Source organism: Monashia sp. HAY1-2A, assembly GCF_056755315.1.
In genome coordinates this window covers 1-15984 of the sequence record NZ_JBNDHY010000036.1, presented here as the reverse complement: position 1 = coordinate 15984, position 15984 = coordinate 1, and the positions used below count along the sequence as shown (strand labels likewise).

The 15984-nt window shown below is 73.4% G+C and carries 19 protein-coding genes and 1 tRNA gene; 7 read left to right on the top strand and 13 right to left on the bottom strand.

The annotated features are described in order from the left end of the window. Window positions 1-84: 84 nt before the first annotated feature. Window positions 85-993, top strand: a complete 909-nt coding sequence (locus ACPYOM_RS07595; RefSeq protein WP_481345494.1) for a hypothetical protein — start codon at window positions 85-87, stop codon at window positions 991-993. Between the two features lie 36 nt (window positions 994-1029). Here the strand turns inward: ACPYOM_RS07595 and ACPYOM_RS07590 are convergent, their stop codons facing one another. The 4 genes from ACPYOM_RS07590 to ACPYOM_RS07575 all read right to left on the bottom strand — a co-directional run bounded on the left by ACPYOM_RS07590 (window position 1030) and on the right by ACPYOM_RS07575 (window position 2268). Continuing rightward, window positions 1030-1323, bottom strand: a complete 294-nt coding sequence (locus ACPYOM_RS07590) for a GroES family chaperonin (protein WP_481342206.1) — start codon at window positions 1321-1323, stop codon at window positions 1030-1032. Between the two features lie 64 nt (window positions 1324-1387). After that, entirely contained in the window at window positions 1388-1642 is a 255-nt protein-coding gene (locus ACPYOM_RS07585) for a DUF3618 domain-containing protein (protein ID WP_481345493.1), read from the bottom strand. A gap of 30 nt (window positions 1643-1672) precedes the next feature. Next, entirely contained in the window at window positions 1673-2146 is a 474-nt protein-coding gene (gene bcp, locus ACPYOM_RS07580) for a thioredoxin-dependent thiol peroxidase (protein WP_481345492.1), read from the bottom strand. A gap of 42 nt (window positions 2147-2188) precedes the next feature. After that, a tRNA-Leu gene (locus tag ACPYOM_RS07575) sits at window positions 2189-2268 on the bottom strand. Window positions 2269-2308: 40 nt separating this feature from the next. Between ACPYOM_RS07575 and ACPYOM_RS07570 the strand changes: the two genes are divergently transcribed. Then, the gene (locus tag ACPYOM_RS07570) at window positions 2309-2779 is read left to right on the top strand and encodes a RidA family protein (RefSeq protein WP_481342657.1); all 471 of its coding nucleotides are present in this window, start codon (window positions 2309-2311) and stop codon (window positions 2777-2779) included. Here the strand turns inward: ACPYOM_RS07570 and ACPYOM_RS07565 are convergent. The 6 genes from ACPYOM_RS07565 to clpS form a co-directional block, all read right to left on the bottom strand. Next, on the bottom strand, window positions 2760-4322 hold the full coding sequence (locus ACPYOM_RS07565; protein ID WP_481345491.1) for a molybdopterin-dependent oxidoreductase: 1563 nt from the start codon (window positions 4320-4322) through the stop codon (window positions 2760-2762). The two genes, ACPYOM_RS07570 and ACPYOM_RS07565, sit on opposite strands and share 20 nt — an antisense overlap. Next, a complete protein-coding gene (rdgB, locus tag ACPYOM_RS07560; RefSeq protein WP_481342659.1) occupies window positions 4319-4939 on the bottom strand; it encodes an RdgB/HAM1 family non-canonical purine NTP pyrophosphatase in 621 nt (206 codons plus the stop codon). The genes ACPYOM_RS07565 and rdgB overlap by 4 nt, the downstream gene beginning before the upstream one ends. After that, window positions 4936-5676 (bottom strand): ribonuclease PH, encoded by a 741-nt coding sequence (rph, locus tag ACPYOM_RS07555; protein ID WP_481345490.1) that lies wholly within the window; start codon window positions 5674-5676, stop codon window positions 4936-4938. Before rph ends, rdgB begins: the two co-directional genes overlap by 4 nt. 90 nt (window positions 5677-5766) lie before the next feature. Then, window positions 5767-6534: an MBL fold metallo-hydrolase gene (locus ACPYOM_RS07550; RefSeq protein WP_481345489.1), complete on the bottom strand. Its 768-nt coding sequence runs from the start codon at window positions 6532-6534 to the stop codon at window positions 5767-5769. 76 nt (window positions 6535-6610) lie between these two features. Continuing rightward, window positions 6611-7378 (bottom strand): DUF2017 domain-containing protein, encoded by a 768-nt coding sequence (locus ACPYOM_RS07545; protein WP_481345488.1) that lies wholly within the window; start codon window positions 7376-7378, stop codon window positions 6611-6613. After that, window positions 7378-7680 carry an ATP-dependent Clp protease adapter ClpS gene (clpS, locus tag ACPYOM_RS07540; RefSeq protein WP_481342663.1) on the bottom strand — a complete coding sequence of 101 codons (303 nt, stop codon included), beginning with the start codon at window positions 7678-7680 and terminating at the stop codon, window positions 7378-7380. The genes ACPYOM_RS07545 and clpS overlap by 1 nt, the downstream gene beginning before the upstream one ends. A 102-nt stretch (window positions 7681-7782) precedes the next feature. Between clpS and ACPYOM_RS07535 the strand changes: the two genes are divergently transcribed. Both ACPYOM_RS07535 and ACPYOM_RS07530 read left to right on the top strand, forming a co-directional pair. After that, entirely contained in the window at window positions 7783-9096 is a 1314-nt protein-coding gene (locus ACPYOM_RS07535; RefSeq protein ID WP_481345487.1) for a nicotinate phosphoribosyltransferase, read from the top strand. 3 nt (window positions 9097-9099) lie between these two features. Then, the gene (locus ACPYOM_RS07530) at window positions 9100-9714 is read left to right on the top strand and encodes an isochorismatase family protein (protein WP_481345486.1); all 615 of its coding nucleotides are present in this window, start codon (window positions 9100-9102) and stop codon (window positions 9712-9714) included. Between the two features lie 19 nt (window positions 9715-9733). On the opposite strand, the gene ACPYOM_RS07525 is transcribed toward ACPYOM_RS07530, so the two are convergent. Next, a complete protein-coding gene (locus ACPYOM_RS07525) occupies window positions 9734-10393 on the bottom strand; it encodes an IclR family transcriptional regulator (RefSeq protein WP_481345485.1) in 660 nt (219 codons plus the stop codon). Between the two features lie 16 nt (window positions 10394-10409). Continuing rightward, window positions 10410-11726 (bottom strand): homogentisate 1,2-dioxygenase domain-containing protein, encoded by a 1317-nt coding sequence (locus tag ACPYOM_RS07520; protein ID WP_481345484.1) that lies wholly within the window; start codon window positions 11724-11726, stop codon window positions 10410-10412. A gap of 105 nt (window positions 11727-11831) precedes the next feature. On the opposite strand from ACPYOM_RS07520, the gene ACPYOM_RS07515 reads away from it, so the two are divergent. Further along, on the top strand, window positions 11832-12674 hold the full coding sequence (locus ACPYOM_RS07515) for a hypothetical protein (protein ID WP_481345483.1): 843 nt from the start codon (window positions 11832-11834) through the stop codon (window positions 12672-12674). 78 nt (window positions 12675-12752) lie between these two features. Next, entirely contained in the window at window positions 12753-13991 is a 1239-nt protein-coding gene (fahA, locus tag ACPYOM_RS07510) for a fumarylacetoacetase (RefSeq protein WP_481345482.1), read from the top strand. Window positions 13992-14054: 63 nt separating this feature from the next. Here the strand turns inward: fahA and ACPYOM_RS07505 are convergent, their stop codons facing one another. Further along, a complete protein-coding gene (locus ACPYOM_RS07505) occupies window positions 14055-14909 on the bottom strand; it encodes a hypothetical protein (RefSeq protein WP_481345481.1) in 855 nt (284 codons plus the stop codon). A gap of 161 nt (window positions 14910-15070) precedes the next feature. Here ACPYOM_RS07505 and ACPYOM_RS07500 point away from each other — a divergent pair, with 161 nt between their 5' ends. Next, on the top strand, window positions 15071-15916 hold the full coding sequence (locus tag ACPYOM_RS07500) for a DinB family protein (protein WP_481345480.1): 846 nt from the start codon (window positions 15071-15073) through the stop codon (window positions 15914-15916). Window positions 15917-15984: the final 68 nt, after the last annotated feature.

Sequence of the window (15984 nt, the reverse complement as noted above, 5' to 3'; positions counted from 1 at the left end):
CACGTTCGTGTATCACCCGGACACCACCGCCCACCGAGGCAACGATGGATGGCGGAGGAGGCGCACGGCGATGAGGTCACCGACATGAGCACGACACAGGGCAGCGCAGGACCGGGCGCGGACGAGACGGACTGGCCGGATGGCTTCGACCGGGACCTCGACCGCGGCGACCAGGGCGAGGCGGTCGTCGAGCCGGACCTGCCGTGGACCGACGAGCCGGACGCCCCCCGCGACGGTGGCGAGGGTGGCGCCGGTGGCGATGGTGGCGATGGTGGCGCCGGTGGTGGCATCGACCGCGGCCTGGTCGTCCTCCGCGGTCCGAAGGCCAGCGTCGGGAAGGCGCGGGCGTTCACGACCTACCTCCCCTCCGGGATGTGCTGCAACTTCGTGTGGAACTGCATCGCCGCGCCCCACAGCTTCGGCCTGCCCGACGCAAACGCCGCGTGGAACCGCTCGACGCGACGTCGCGGCGGCACCGACGCCCCGGCGGGCGCGCCGGTGTACTGGGCCGGCGGCAAGCACGGTCACATCGCGCTGTCGGTCGGGGGCGGCCGGGTCCGGTCCACCGACTGGCCGCGGAAGGGGCAGGTCGGCGAGGTCGACATCACCGAGATGACCCGCGTGTGGCGCCTGACCTACCGCGGCTGGTCGAGCGACTTCGCCGGGGTCGCGATCCCGGGCCTCGGTCAGAGCCCGACCATCACCACCGAAGGGCGCATCGACGACGAGGCGATCCGACCGGGCAGGCGCAACGCCGCGGTCCGGGCGTTCAACAAGGCCCTGTGGGACTCGATGCCGGCGGACTACCGCGCCGCCCACCGGGCGGCCTGGATGGGCGAGGACGCCGACCTCTACGGGCCGGTGTCCCAGCAGGTCTGCTTCGACCGCTACGCCCTGCTCAACGCCAAGGACCCGAAGCGGTGGCCGCTGCCGACCAAGCCGGTCTGGCCGGGGCCGGGGCTGCTGCGCTGGCTCAAGCTCACGCCCGACTGAGCGCGGCGACCCGGCGGCAGCCGATCACCAGGTCGGTCAGAGGTAGAGGCCGGTCTGGCCGTCCTCGACGCGCTGGGCCGCCACCGCGTGGATGTCGCGCTCCCGCAGCAGGACGTAGTCCTCGCCGTGCAGCTCCACCTCGGCGCGCTCCTCCGGGTCGAACAGGACGCGGTCGCCGAGCTGCACCTGCCGCACGCTCGCGCCCGTGGCGACGACGCGCGCCCAGGCGAGGCGCCGGCCGACGGACGCCGTGGCGGGGATGAGGATGCCGCCGCCGGAGCGCCGCTCCCCCTCGTTCTCGAGAGACACGAGGACGCGGTCGTGCAGCATCCGGATCGGCAGCTTCTCGTCGGACGCCGCCGAGGACCTCTTGGCCACGAGAGGGATCCGCGGCTCAGCGGCGGCGACGGCGCAGCAGCCCGACGACGACCACGGCGACGACGACCGCTGCCGCCACGGCGGCGACGCGCTCGACCCGCAGCTCACCGTCGGGGGTGTGCGTCGCCTCGTCGAGGCGCAGCCTGAGGCCCTGCATGGACCGTTGGGCGATGACCTGCGGCTGTGCGCGGTACGCGAGCTCGTTGACCGTGCCCTCGAGGCGGGCGCGGGTGGCCTGGATATCCTGCTCGATCCGTGCGGTGTCGCTCATGCCTGGGTCCTTTCCCGTTTCGGCCCGACTCTAGTCGGCGAGGCCGAGGTCACGACGCAGCTTGGCGACGTGCCCGGTGGCCTTGACGTTGTAGAGGGCGTGGCTCAGCGTGCCGTCGGCGTCGACGACGAAGGTCGAGCGGATGACGCCCTCGACGGTCTTGCCGTAGAGCTTCTTCTCCCCGTAGGCACCGTACGCACGGTGGACGGACAGGTCGGGGTCGGACAGCAGCGGGATCGTCAGGTGGTCGCGCTGACGAAACGCGGCGAGCTTGGCGGGTGCGTCCTTGGAGATGCCGACGACCTCGTAGCCGTCCGCGCGCAGCGACTCGATGGACTCGCTGAAGTCGCAGGCCTGCTTGGTGCAGCCGGGCGTCATCGCGGCCGGGTAGAAGTACACGATGACCTTGCGGCCGGCGAAGTCGTCGAGGCCGACCGTGGCCCCGGTGTCGTCGGGGAGGCTGAACGCAGGGGCCTTGGCGCCGGGCTCGAGGCGGTCGGTCATGGTGTCTCCTTCGTCGGGGCGCGTCGGGGTCCGGGGCAACGGTGCGGACGGCGGGACTTGAACCCGCACGCCGAAGCACAGGAACCTAAATCCTGCGTGTCTGCCAGTTCCACCACGTCCGCTCGTGATCCGCGGCCCAGCCTAGTTGCCTAGGCTGCGGGCATGCGCGAGCAGGTCGTCAGGCGGGTCGGTACCGGAACGGCGTGGGAGACCTCGGTCGGCTACTCCCGGGCGGTGCGCGTCGGTGACCTCGTCCACGTCGCCGGCACGACGGCGGTCCGCGACGGTGCGGTCGTCGGGGTCGGTGACGCCTACGAGCAGACGCGGGTCGCGTTGCAGATCGTCGGCGAGGCGCTCGCGGAGTGCGGCGCCGGTTTCGCCGATGTGGTGCGAACTCGCTTGTACGTCACGGACATCGGCCGTTGGGAGGAGGTCGGGCGCGCGCACGGCGAGGTGTTCGCCGAGGTCCGGCCGGCCGCGTCGATGGTCCAGGTGGCGGCACTCATCGACCCCGACCTGCTCGTCGAGGTCGAGGTGGACGCCGTCGTGACCGGCGAGGAGAGCCGTCCGGAGGGCCGTCCGGAGCGCACGGAGCGGGCGGAGGCGCCGAGCGTCACTCGACCCGGACGTTGACGACGTGGATGCCGGTCGCTCCGTCGGGCGCCGGCGGCGCCTCGTACGGCGACTGGACCTCTCCCCTCGCGTCGTAGGCCCGCACCCGCAGGTCGTGGCTGCCCGGCGTGGCGTTCCACTCGTACACCCACTGACGCCACGTGTCGATGCTCGCGTCGGCGGCGAGACGGGCCTCGGCCCACGGCTGGTCGTCCACCTGGACCTCGACCTTGGAGATGCCGGTGTGCTGGTGCCAGGCGACACCCGCCACGGCGACGGTACCCGCCTTGACGACGGCGCCGGCCTTCGGCACGTCGATGCGTGAGGCCGTCTTGATCGGTCCCATGGCCGACCACCCGCGCGGCGTCCAGTAGGCGACGTCCTGGGCGTAGGTGGTCACCTTGAGCTCGGTGACCCACTTCGTCGCCGACACGTAGCCGTAGAGTCCGGGCACGACGACGCGCACCGGGAAGCCGTGCTCGAACGGCAGCGGCTCACCGTTCATGCGCACCGCGAGGAGCGCGTTGCGGTCGTCGGTGAGCGCACCGAGCGGGGTGGAGACGGTGAAGCCGTCGACACTCGTCTGCAGCACCATGTCGGCGCCCGCCTTCGGCCCGGCCATCCTCAGCAGCTCCCGGACGGGCCAGCCGGTCCAGACGGCATTCCCGATGAGGTCCCCGCCCACCTCGTTCGAGACACACGTCAAGGTGATCAGCGCCTCCTGCATCTGCTTGCCCTGCAACGTCTTCCAGTCGATCTCCACCTCCCGGTCGACCATGCCGGTGACCCTGAGCCTCCAGGTCTCGGCGTCGACGCGCGGCACGACGATGGCGGTGTCGATGCGGTAGAAGTCCTCGTTCGGCACGATGTACGGGGTCAGACCGGGCACCCTGAGGTCCGCGCCCGCGGGCACCGTCACCTTCGCGGCGCGGGCGGGCTCCGCCGCGACCGCCTGACGGGATGCGGTCGCGGCCGACGAGCTGCCGCCGAGGACGCCACCGACCCAGGCCGCGGCACCGCCGACGACGCCGCCGAGCACCCAGCGGCGCGCGGGGCCCACCGCTGGCGACGGCGTCCCCGCCAGGGCGGCCGACCGGCGCAGGAACCACAGCCCGACGAGCGTGCCGACCAGCGTCGGCAGCGCGTCGAGCGGGGCGGCACCGGGGCGCGTCAGGACAGCCGCCACACCCACGGCTCCGAGGACCGCGAAGGCCACGAGCGCCGGCATCGGCCGTCTCTGCACGAGGATGCCGAGCGCGGCCGACACGAGGGCGAGCACGACGACGACCCCGACGAGCAGGGCTCGCTTGTCGTTGGTCCCGAACGTGGACACCGCGAAGTCCTTGAGCCACGGCGGGGTCCGGTCGATGAACGCCCCGCTCACCGCGGCGACGGGGGCCGGCTGCCCGGAAGACGCGCCGACGCCGGTCATCACCGCGGCGAGCAGCGTGCCCGTCCCGACGGTGAGCAGCCCGGCCACCACCCCGTCCGCGGCGCCCACCCACGCGGGTGTCCGCGTCGTCGGCGTTCCGGGGACGGTCGGGGCCGGGCTGGTCGTCGTCATGGCCTCAGGAGCTCCTTCAGGTGGGGCACGAGCGCCCGGAACGCGAGCGCGCGGTGCGACACGTCGTTCTTCTCGTCGGTGCCGTACTCCGCCAGTGTGCGTTCAGAACCGGCCGGCTGTCCGGAGGGCACGAAGATCGGGTCGTAGCCGAACCCGTTCGTGCCCCGGGCCTCGCGGGCCACGGTGCCCGGGAAGTGCCCGAGCTCGGCGGCCGACCGGCCGTCGGGGAGCACGAGCGCCGCGGCGCAGACGAAGGCAGCACCGCGGTGCTCGTCGCGGACGTCGCCGAGCTGGCGCAGCAGCAGCTCGAGGTTGGCGAGATCTCCCCGGCCCCCGGACCAGCGGGCGCTGAAGATGCCCGGCGAGCCGCCGAGGACGTCGACGGCCAGGCCCGAGTCGTCGGCGAGCGCGGGCAGGCCGGTGGCGTTCGCCGCGGACGCCGCCTTGAGGACGGCGTTCTGCTCGAAGGTCACGCCGTCCTCGACGACGTCGGGCGCGTGCGGGAAGTCGTCGAGCCCGACGATGTCGAGCCCGAGCTCGGTGCAGACGTCGGCGAGGATCTCGCGCAGCTCCTCGACCTTGTGGTGGTTGCGGGTGGCGAGGACGACCATGGTCACCGGACCACCTCCTCGGCGAGCGCCGCGCGCTGCCGTTCGGTGAGGTCGGCACACCCCTTGGCCGCGAGCTCGAGCAGGCCGTCGAGGAGGGCGCGGTCGAAGGGCTCCCCCTCGGCGGTGCCCTGGACCTCGACGTAGCGCCCGTCGCCGGTCATGACGACGTTCATGTCGGTCTCGGCCGTCGAGTCCTCGGGGTAGTCGAGGTCGAGGACGGGCTGCCCGCCGACGACGCCGACCGAGATCGCGGCGACCGAGCCGGTCAGCGGCTGCGCGTTGCGGCCGATGAGGCCCTTGCCGCGGGCGTCCTCGATGGCGTCGGCGAGCGCGACGAAGGCGCCGGTGATGGCGGCGGTGCGGGTGCCGCCGTCGGCCTGGAGGACGTCGCAGTCGAGGACGATGGTGTTCTCGCCGAGGGCCTTGGTGTCGATGACGGCGCGCAGGCTGCGGCCGATGAGGCGGCTGATCTCGTGGGTGCGACCGCCGATGCGGCCCTTGACGCTCTCACGGTCCGAGCGGGTGTTCGTCGCCCGCGGAAGCATCGCGTACTCGGCCGTCACCCAGCCGGTCCCCTTGCCCTTGAGCCAGCGCGGCACGCCCTCGGTGAACGAGGCGGCGCACAGCACCCGGGTGCGGCCGAACTCGACGAGGACGCTGCCCTCGGCGTGGTCGAGCCAGTTGCGGGTGATCCGCACCTCGCGCGTCTGGTCGGGAGCACGGCCGTCATGTCGGTCAGTCATGCTCCCGAGGCTAACCATGCCCGGCCGGGACCCGGCGCGGGCATCCGGCGCCCGGACCCGCCGCGTCGACCGCTCGACCTCGGCGCAGCCTCAGACCCGGTACGTCGCGTCCGGCCGGGCCAGCTCGACCTCCCCGGGCCAGACCTGCGCCGCCTGGGCGCGGCACACCTCGGGGTCGTTCCAGGCGGGGATGTGCGTCAGCATGAGCCGACCCACGCCGCCGGCCGCGACGGCCGCCTCGGCGGCGCGGCGTCCGGACAGGTGGATGCCCGGCGTGGTGTCGCGGCCGTCGACGAACGCCGAGTCGGCGAGCACGAGGTCGGCGCCGGCCATGAGGTCGGACAGCTGCGGGCACGCGTCGGTGTCGCCCGTGTAGACGAGGGTGCGCCCACCCGCCTCGACGCGGAAGCCGTACGCCTCGACGGGGTGCTCGACGCGCACCGGCGTGACGGTGAAGGGCCCGACGGTGAAGGTGTGCCGGTCGCACAGGTCGTGGAAGTCGAAGGCGGACAGCAGTGCGTCGGACTCCCCGCTGCCGTAGGCGCGAGCCAGATGGGAACCGGTGCCGGCGGGCCCCCACGCGGGGAGCGGGCCGCGACCGGTGCCGCCGGGCACGTAGCGGGTCATGACGTAGAGGCCGCACATGTCGATGCAGTGGTCGACGTGCAGGTGGGACAGGAGCACGGCGTCGACCTGGTGCGGCACGACGTGGCGCTGGAGGGCGCCGAGCGCCCCGCTGCCAAGGTCGAGGACGATGCTCCACGTCCGCCCTTCGTGCGCGGTCCGCACGAGGTAGGACGACGCGGGCGAGTCGGGGCCGGCGAAGGACCCCGAGCACCCCACGATCGTCACGTCCACGGCCCGAGCCTAGGTGCCGGGACCGACGCGGTCCCGTTCGCGCGCGGCCGGTGTGTCGGACGCCACGCCGGCGGGCTCAGTGACCGGGACGGCGCGGCCGCCCGTGACCGTCCGCGTCGTCGTAGTCGTCGTCGGTGTCGTCCTCGATGTCGTCGTCTGTGTCGTCGTCTGAGTCGTCGTCGTCGGCGTCGACGTCGACGTCGGTGTCGAGGACCTCGAGGCCGCGGCCCATGAGCGCCTGGGTCAGCGTCTCCTGCAGCCAGGTGAGGAAGTCGTACCAGGCCATCGCGTAGCCCAGCGGGTCGTCGTCGGCCATCGACTCGAGCGCGTCGTAGAGCGCGTCGGCATCCTGTTCCGTGCGCATGCCCATGCGCTCGCCGAGCAGCAGCCGGACGTCGGTGAGGGCGACGAGGAAGGCCGGTGCCTCGTCGCGCGCGAGCTCGACCCGGTCGTCTCGGGCGGCCTCGAGCCGGCGCACGGCGAGGTCGAGGTTGCCGCTCTTGCGCTGGCGCAGCCCCTCCTCGGTGAGCCGGCGGAACTCGGCCGCCACGGCGTCGTCACCGCGGTGCGCGGTGGGCAGGAGGCGCTCGAGGGCGGGGTCGCGCGCCTCGTCGTCGTCACCGCCCGCACCCGTGCCCCCGGGCGAGCCGGACCCGCCCGACGCGTCGTTCCCCAGCGACAGGCCCATCGAGGCGACGAGGTCGTCGAAGGCGTCGCCCGTCGGCTCGACCTCCGGCGAGAGCAGGACGCGGGTCTGCTCCATGAGCCCGCGCAGGATGGTCCGCTCGAGGTCGTCGAGGAGGGCGACGTACCGGTCGTCCTCGAGCAGGAAGGCGCGCGCCATCACTCGTCCTTCTCGAAGGTGGCCCAGAGGCCGTACCCCTGGAGTGCCTCGGCGTCGCGCTCCATGGTCTCGCGGGGACCGTTCGACACGACGGCGCGCCCCTTGACGTGGACGTCCATCATGAGCTTCTCGGCGCGCGCCCGGGGGTAGCCGAAGTAGGTCTCGAAGACCCACGTCACGTAGGTCATGAGGTTGACCGGGTCGTTCCACACGATCGTCACCCACGGCAGGTCGGGGGCGACGACCTCGTCGACGGAGGTGGTCTCCTCCTCGACCGGGGCGAGGGACAGGCTCGGCGTCACGGGACCACCCTAGGTCCACCGGAGGGCCCGCCGCGGGCAGGCCGCGGGCAGGCCGCAGGTCCACGAACCGTCCCCGAGCGCGCCGCGCCTAGGCTGAGGCTCGTGAGCCCGACGAGCCCCCGCGCCGCGAGCACGGCGCTGCTGACCGACCACTACGAGCTGACGATGCTCCAGGCGGCGCTCGCCTCGGGCGAGGCGCACCGGCGCTGCGTGTTCGAGGCCTTCGCGCGCCGGCTGCCGGACGGACGGCGATACGGCGTCGTCGGCGGCACCGGCCGCTTCCTCGAGGCCCTCGAGCGGTTCCGGTTCGACGAGGCCGAGCTGGGCTTCCTCGAGGGCACGGGTGTCGTGGACCGGCCGACGCTCGACTGGCTCGCCGGCTACCGGTTCTCCGGCGACGTCAGCGGCTATCCCGAGGGCGAGTGCTACTTCCCGGGGTCGCCGGTGCTCGTCGTCGAGTCGACGTTCGCCGAGGGCGTCCTCCTCGAGACTCTCGTCCTGTCGATCCTCAACCACGACACCGCGATCGCGTCGGCGGCCTCGCGCATGACGGCAGCCGCCGGCGACCGGCCGTGCATCGAGATGGGGTCGCGCCGCACCCACGAGGAGGCCGCCGTCGCGGCAGCGCGGGCGGCCTACGTCGCCGGCTTCGCGGCGACGAGCAACCTCGAGGCCGGGCGTCGCTTCGGGGTTCCGACGACGGGCACGGCCGCTCACGCGTTCACCCTGCTGTACGACTCGGAGACGGAGGCCTTCACGGCGCAGGTCGACTCGCTCGGCAAGGGGACGACGCTGCTCGTCGACACCTATGACGTGCGCGCTGCCGTCGACCTCGCGATGCAGATCGCCGGGCCCGAGCTCGGCGCCGTGCGCCTCGACTCGGGCGACCTGCTCATCCAGGCGCAGGAGGTGCGGGCCCAGCTCGACGCCGCCGGCAACCGGGACACGCGCATCATCGTCACGAGCGACCTCGACGAGTACGCCATCGCGGCGCTCGCCGCGGGACCGGTCAGCGGCTACGGGGTCGGCACGGCCCTCGTCACCGGCTCGGGGGCCCCGACCGCGTCGATGGTCTACAAGCTCGTCCAGCGCGAGGACGCCGCCGGCACGATGCGACCGGTCGCGAAGAAGAGCAAGGACAAGCTGTCGGTCGGCGGGCGCAAGTGGGCGATGCGGCGGCGCGACGACTCGGGTGTCGCGCAGGCGGAGGTCATCGGCATCGGCGAGCGGCCGGTCGACGACGGCGACGACCGGCCGCTGATGGTCGAGCTCGTCCGCGATGGCGTCGTCGTCGACCACCAGGACATCCACGAGGCCCGGGCCCGCCACGAGGCGTCGCGCGCCGAGCTGCCCCGGGCCGCCGCCCAGCTGTCACGCGGCGAGCCCGTCATCCCCACGATCTACGAGGAGCACTGAGCGATGGCCGGACCCACGACTCCGGAGGGCGCCCGCGCCCTCGTCATCGTCGACGTGCAGAACGACTTCTGCGAGGGCGGGTCGCTCGCCGTGGCCGGCGGATCGGCCGTCGCCGAGGGCGTCAGCGACCACGTGAGCGGCCACGCCCGTGAGTACGCGCACGTCGTGGCCACTGCCGACTGGCACATCGACCCGGGCGCCCACTTCAGCGACCACCCGGACTACGTCGACACCTGGCCCGCGCACTGCGTCGCCGACTCCGAGGGCTCCGCCTTCCACCCCGCCCTGGCGGGGGCCCTCGGGCACGTTGAGGCCGTCTTCCGCAAGGGCCGGTACGAGGCCGCCTACAGCGGGTTCGAGGGCGTCAGCGACGACCCCGAGCGCACCGACCTCGCCTCGTGGCTGCGCGAGCGGGGCGTCACGCGAGTCGACGTCGTCGGCATCGCGACGGACCACTGCGTGCGCGCCACGGCGCTCGACGCGCGTGAGGCGGGTTTCGACACGACGGTGCTGCTCGACCTCACCGCCGGCGTCGCCCGGACCACGACCGAGGCCGCCGTCGCGCAGCTCGACGCCGCCGGCGTGCACCTCGTCGGGACCCCCACCATCGCCGGCTAGCGGCGAAGGCGGGCCGCCGTCAGGTGAGGACGGCGCGCAAGGCCCGGGCGGCTCGTTCCAGCCGGGGACCGACCGTGCGCAGCTCGAGCGGCTCGAGGGCGACGACGCCGACCGACGCCTCGACGGCGTCGGGGTCGCTCGTCGGCACCGGGACCGCGAGCCCGTGCGCGCCCGCCTGCAGCTCTCCGTCGGTCTGGACGACCTCGGAGCGACCGGCACGTCCGGCGAGGATGGCGCGCCCGGCCGCCCCTTGGTCGAGGCGGTGCCGGGAGCCGGACCGGTAGGCGACGTGGAAGTCGGTCCACGTCGGCTCCACGACGACGAGCGCGAGCGCCTCGTCGCCGTCGGCGATCGTCAGGTGTGCGGTCGCGCCGACCGCGTCCGCGAGCTCACGCAGCACCGGCCGGGCCTCCGCCCGGACGATCGGCGTCACCGCGGCGCCGAGACGGGTCAGCCCGAGGGCGAGGCGCACCCGGCCGTCGGCGACCCGGGAGACCAGGCGGTGCGCCTCGAGCGTCGCCACGAGCCGGTAGACGACGGGCCTGCCGACACCGAGCTCACCGGCGAGCTGGGTGATCGTCAAACCGGCCGCGCGCCCGGGCACCGCGAGGACCTCGAGCACGCGGATGCCGCGGTCGAGGGTCTGGGAGGACTCGCTGCGTCCCCCGGGGTCGGCCACGACGCGTCCGCCTGCCTCAGCCCTCGGAGTGGACACCACGGCCCGGCTGGGTGCCCGATGCCGCGCCGCCGGCGTCCTGGACCGCATGGGCGGCACGCTCCAGGCCCCGCGACCACGACATCGCGTACCGGCCGTCGTCGACGGCCCGCCCGCCCTCGCCCAGCTCGAGCGGTCGGAACGTGTCGACCATGACGGCGAGCTCGTCGAAGCGCTCGACGCCGAGCGAGCCCTCCGTCGCTCCCGGCTGCGGGCCGTGGGCGTGGCCGCCGGGATGCACCGAGATGGAGCCCCTGCCGATGCCCGAGCCCTTGCGCGCCTCGTAGTCGCCGTCGACGTAGAACATGATCTCGTCGCTGTCGACGTTGGAGTGGTAGTACGGCACGGGGACGGCGAGGGGGTGGTAGTCCACCTTGCGGGGCACGAAGTTGCAGATGACGAAGTTCCACCCCTCGAAGACCTGGTGCACGGGCGGCGGCTGGTGGATGCGTCCGGTGATCGGCTCGAAGTCGCGCACGTTGAAGACGTACGGGTAGAGGCAGCCGTCCCAGCCGACGACGTCGAGCGGGTGGAAGGGCAGCGTGTGGATCGTGCCGACGACGCCACCCGGCCCGGTGCCGCGGTGCTTGATGTACACCTCGGTCTCCTCGTCCGGGTCGGCCCCGACGTCCTCGGCGAGCAGCAGGCCCGCGGGCTGGCGCAGGTCGCGTTCGCAGTAGGGCGCGTGCTCGAGCAGCTGGCCGTACCGGGACAGGTAGCGCTTCGGCGGGGAGATGTGGCTGTTGGCCTCGATGCAGTAGGCGCGCAGCGGTTCGGCGGCATCGGTGACCGGGAGCCATCGGTGGGTCGTGGCCCGCGGGATGATGACGTAGTCCCCCTCTGCCACGTCGAAGGCGCCGAAGACGGTCTCGACGCGGGCGGCGCCGCGCTCGACGTAGACGCACTCGTCGCCGATGCCGTTGCGGTACCACGGGCTCGCCTGTGCGGCGACGGCGTACGAGATGCGCACGTCGCCGTTGCCGAGGACGAGGCGCCGGCCGGTGACGACGTCCGTGCGGGCCACTGCGTCGGCGTCGAAGAGGTCGTGCAGCCTGAGGTGGCGTGGTGTCAGCGGGTGGTTGGGGGTCGTGGACTGGTCCGGGAGGTCCCAGACCCGGGCGGCGACCGTGGTCGAGGGGATGTTGCGGTGGTAGAGCAGCGACGAGTCGGAGGAGAAGCCCTCCTCCCCCATGAGCTCCTCGTAATACAGCTCGCCCGGTTGCCCGTCGGCACCGGCGCGACGGTGCTGGGTGTGCCGCTTCGGGGGGATGTCGCCGACCGCGTGGTAGTGCGCCATGGAACCGCTGACCTCTCTGTCGTGCACTGGGGGTGAGGACCCCAGCACGTCCGCTCACCGGACGTTGGTGTATCGCTACAGCAACAGTGGAGTACGCTCCCGACCATGTCAAGGACGCCGTTCGCGCCCCTGTTCGACCGCCTCGTCGACGACGCCGCGGTCTTCCCGCCCGGCAACGCGGCCCTCGAGGTCGCCGTGCGCGAGCACCTCGACCGGCGCGCCACCGGACCGGGGGTGCACGTCGGTCCCCTCCTCGTTCCGGCGGCGTCGGCGCGCCGGCTCGCGGCCCTCGCTGCGGCGGACGACCGCACCACCCGCGACCCCCTCGCCGTCAGCCTCGTCGTGCGACCCTCCGAACCGCTCGAGGCGCTCACCGAGGCGGTCGCCCTGCTCCGCGACGACGCCCGGGTGCTCGTCGTGGCCGGTGAGGTGGGGTGGACCGAGTCGTGGCGCGAGCTGCTGGCCCTCGGGGTGCCGCTCGTCGTCGAGGTCAGCGTCGGTGGCGCGCAGGAGCGCGCGCTCGACGAGGTGGCGGCCGCCGTCGACGAGGACCACGACGTCCGTGCGAAGTTCCGCACCGGGCCGACGCCCACGTGGCCCTGGCCCGACGAGGACCGACTCGGCGGCTTCCTCGACGCCGTCGTCCTGCGCGGGCTCTCGTTCAAGCTGACCGGGGGCCTGCACCACGCCGTCCGGGGCCGGTACGCAGACGAGCCGATGCACGGGCTGCTCAACGTCCTGCTCGCGGTGCACGAGGCCCTCGACGGGGCCGAGGCACCGCACCTGGCAGCGACCCTCGCGCGCACCGACACCGAGGTCATCGCCGGCGCCGTCGCGTCGCTCGACGAGGCCGCGTCCACGCGGGTCCGCCGAGCCTTCACGTCCTACGGCTGCTGCGGCGTCCTCGACCCCCTGCGCGAGCTCGACGCCCTCGGCCTGCTGCGCTGAGCTCCGGCGAACTCGCCTGAACTCCACTGAACTGCCCTGACCACTGCCCCGGTTCCCCAGCCCCCCAAGGAGATCGACGTGACGACGACGTGGCTCGACGTCCCCGCAGACCACGCCTTCGGCATCCACACCCTGCCCTACGGCGTCTTCTCCACGTCTGCAGACCCCCGACCGCGCGTCGGCGTGCGCATCGGCGACTTCGTCCTCGACGCCGGAGCGGTGGCCGCCGTCGGCCGCGACGCCGGCCTCGTCGGGGACGGGCCGGACCTCGCGACGGCCTGGCTGACACCGAGCCTCAACGCCTTCCTGGCCCTCGGTCGGCCCGCCTGGACCGTCGCCCGGCGATGGCTCACCGAGGTCCTCACCGACGACGTGCACCGCGAGGGCGTCACGCCGCACCTGCACCCCCTCGCGGCCGTCACCCTGCACCTGCCGGTCGAGGTCGCCGACTACGTCGACTTCTACGCCAGCGAGGACCACGCCACCAACGTCGGCAGGATCTTCCGCCCGGACAGCCCCGCCCTGCCGCCGAACTGGAAGCACCTGCCCATCGGCTACCACGGTCGCTCGGGAACCGTCGTCGTCTCCGGCACCGAGGTCGTGCGGCCCACCGGCCAGCGCAAGGGACCGGGCGACCCGGCGCCCGTCTTCGGCCCGAGCATCCGGCTCGACATCGAGGCCGAGCTCGGCTACGTCGTCGGCGGTGCCACCGCCCTCGGTGAACGGGTGTCGGTCGACCAGGCCCCCGACCACCTCTTCGGCGTCGTCCTGCTCAACGACTGGAGCGCCCGCGACCTGCAGGCGTGGGAGTACGTGCCGCTCGGGCCGTTCCTCGGCAAGTCGTTCGCGACGACGGTCTCGGCCTGGGTCACGCCCCTCGAGGCGTTCGACGCTGCCCGGGTGGCGTTACCGGGCCAGCACGACCCCGAGGTGCTGCCGTACCTGCGTGGCGACGCCTTCGGCCTCGACGTCCACGTCGAGGTGGCCATCAACGGGACCGTCGTCTCGCGTCCCGAGCACCGAGCCATGTACTGGTCCCCCGCGCAGATGCTCGCCCACCTCACCGTCAACGGAGCCTCGCTGCGCGACGGCGACCTCTTCGGCTCCGGGACGATCTCGGGTCCCCGCAAGGACACCCGCGGCTCGTTGCTCGAGCTGACGTGGAACGGCACCGAGCCGCTGACCCTGGCCGACGGGTCCACCCGTGCCTACCTCGAGGACGGCGACACCGTGACGATGACCGCGTGGGCGCCCGGACCGGACGGCGCCCGCGTCGGCATCGCGGAGGCGACCGGGACGGTCCGCCCCGCTCGCTGACCGGCGGCCGACCGCGCGCTCAGCGGCCGCGGACCCTGCGCTCACCGGCGGCGGACCGGCGGCTCAGGACGTGGGCGGCACGCCGAGCCGGAGCGTGTCGGTGTCCGAGGCACGCGCCTGCTCCCCGGTCGCCGCGTCACCGGCCGAGACCGTCGACGCCACGACCGCGTCGCCGGCGAGGAACGGTCCGGCGGTGTCGTAGGCGAACCCCGCCCAGCCGGCCGTGCGCCCGGCCCGGCAGTCGACGTACGTGCTGCCGGTGCCGTCGAGGAGGGTCTGGCCGACGATCTGGGTGACGACGACCCGCACGTACGCCGTCGTGTCGGAGGAGCACGTCAGCGTGCCGGCCACCACGACACCGCCGGAGGAGCCCAGCGTCGCGCCGGTCGTCGTCAGGCGGACCTGCAACGGGGGCTGCGCCGGCGCGAGGCTCACGTCCACGTGGCCACGAGCCGCGGCGGCTCCGGCGTCGCACCGCTGCTCGAACGTCGCGGCCAGCCGGGTCACCGCCCCGACGTCGTCGACGCCGATGGCCTCGACGGTCACGATCGAGCTGGACGTGTCACAGCCGCGACCGTTGCCGGCCAGGTCGAAACCCGCGCCGTCGTTGAACGGGTACCGGGTCGCCGCGTACGTGGTGCCGGCGGTCAGCACCTCACCCGGGGGCGCGGCCACGTCGATGGTCCACCAGTCGCCGTCGTCGCCGCTGACACCCACCGCGACGTGGTGGAGGTCACCGGTCAGGTCGACCGCGTCGGCCGGGCTCGAGTAGGCGTGGCCGACGCCCTGGGTGAGGTAGTCGCCCGCGTCGCCCGTGACGGTGAGAGTGCCCGTGCCGGGGTCGGCCTCGGCAGGCACGGCGAGGCCGAGGCCCGCGAGCCCGGCGAGGGTCGCGGCGGCGAGGATTCTTCGCAGCATGGGACCCCTCCACCTGGTGGGCACTGGCACAGCACCTGGTTCGACGGTAGACCCGCACGCGGACGTTCGCCGTCCGTTCACGCCATCCCGTCGCCCGACTCGTCCGTCGACCGGCGTGCATCCGGACGCGGAACGTCCGGTGGTGGGTCTACGGTCGCGGCATGAGCGAGGACTCCGAACGCCCACCGCAGATCGGCACCGCCCACGTCGGCGAGGACCTGAGCGGCTCACGCTTCGAGCGGGTCGACCTGCGCGACAGCACGTTCCGGCACGTCGACCTGCAGGGGGCGCAGCTCTCGTCGGTCAGCCTGACCGACGCCACCGTCCGCGGCACCGAGCTGCGACGCGTCGTCATGCGCGGTGTCGAGCTGCAGGACGTCGACATCTCCGGGGAGCTGCTCGACGTCACGGTCAACGGGGTGGACATCGTCCCGCTCGTGGAGGCCGAGCTGGACCGGCGCGACCCCGACCGGCCGCGGATGCGCCCGACCGACCCGGCCGGCTTCCGTGAGGCGTGGGACGTCGTCGAGCGCCTGTGGGCGGGAACGGTGGAGCGGGCGCAGGCGCTCCCGGCCGAGCAGCTGCACGCGTCCGTCGGCGGCGAGTGGTCGTTCGTCGAGACGCTGCGGCACCTCGCCTTCGCCACCGACGCCTGGGTGCGCCGCGGCGTCCTCGGCGACCCGTCGCCGTGGCACCCGCTCGACCTGCCGTGGGACGAGATGCAGGACACGCCCGGCGTCCCCCGCGACCGGCACGTGCGCCCGTCCCTCGACGAGGCGCTCGCGCTGCGGCGGGACCGCATGGCGACGGTCCGCGAGGTCGTCGACCACCTCACCGAGGACGAGCTGGACCGCATGACGACGCCGGTCGAGGCGCCGGGGTGGCCGCCGGCCGGCGAGTCGTTCCTCGTCCGCGAGTGCCTCCTCATCGTCCTCAACGAGGAGTACCACCACCGCCTCTTCGCCGAGCGAGACCTCGCAGCCCTGTCCCCAGCCGAGGACGGCTGAGGCCGACGCGACGACGCGCCCCCGCCGGTTCCTGTCTCTTATACACATCTGACGCTGCCGACGACGGA

What these genes read in the sequence shown, in the direction of transcription:
- ACPYOM_RS07595 (WP_481345494.1), top strand. Translation starts at nt 85, where the DNA reads ATGAGCACGACACAGGGCAGCGCAGGACCGGGCGCGGACGAGACGGAC.
- ACPYOM_RS07590 (WP_481342206.1), bottom strand. Translation starts at nt 1,323, where the DNA reads ATGCTGCACGACCGCGTCCTCGTGTCTCTCGAGAACGAGGGGGAGCGG.
- ACPYOM_RS07585 (WP_481345493.1), bottom strand. Translation starts at nt 1,642, where the DNA reads ATGAGCGACACCGCACGGATCGAGCAGGATATCCAGGCCACCCGCGCC.
- bcp (WP_481345492.1), bottom strand. Translation starts at nt 2,146, where the DNA reads ATGACCGACCGCCTCGAGCCCGGCGCCAAGGCCCCTGCGTTCAGCCTC.
- ACPYOM_RS07570 (WP_481342657.1), top strand. Translation starts at nt 2,309, where the DNA reads ATGCGCGAGCAGGTCGTCAGGCGGGTCGGTACCGGAACGGCGTGGGAG.
- ACPYOM_RS07565 (WP_481345491.1), bottom strand. Translation starts at nt 4,322, where the DNA reads ATGACGACGACCAGCCCGGCCCCGACCGTCCCCGGAACGCCGACGACG.
- rph (WP_481345490.1), bottom strand. Translation starts at nt 5,676, where the DNA reads ATGACTGACCGACATGACGGCCGTGCTCCCGACCAGACGCGCGAGGTG.
- ACPYOM_RS07545 (WP_481345488.1), bottom strand. Translation starts at nt 7,378, where the DNA reads ATGGCGCGCGCCTTCCTGCTCGAGGACGACCGGTACGTCGCCCTCCTC.
- ACPYOM_RS07530 (WP_481345486.1), top strand. Translation starts at nt 9,100, where the DNA reads ATGGCCGGACCCACGACTCCGGAGGGCGCCCGCGCCCTCGTCATCGTC.
- ACPYOM_RS07520 (WP_481345484.1), bottom strand. Translation starts at nt 11,726, where the DNA reads ATGGCGCACTACCACGCGGTCGGCGACATCCCCCCGAAGCGGCACACC.
- ACPYOM_RS07515 (WP_481345483.1), top strand. Translation starts at nt 11,832, where the DNA reads ATGTCAAGGACGCCGTTCGCGCCCCTGTTCGACCGCCTCGTCGACGAC.
- ACPYOM_RS07505 (WP_481345481.1), bottom strand. Translation starts at nt 14,909, where the DNA reads ATGCTGCGAAGAATCCTCGCCGCCGCGACCCTCGCCGGGCTCGCGGGC.
- ACPYOM_RS07500 (WP_481345480.1), top strand. Translation starts at nt 15,071, where the DNA reads ATGAGCGAGGACTCCGAACGCCCACCGCAGATCGGCACCGCCCACGTC.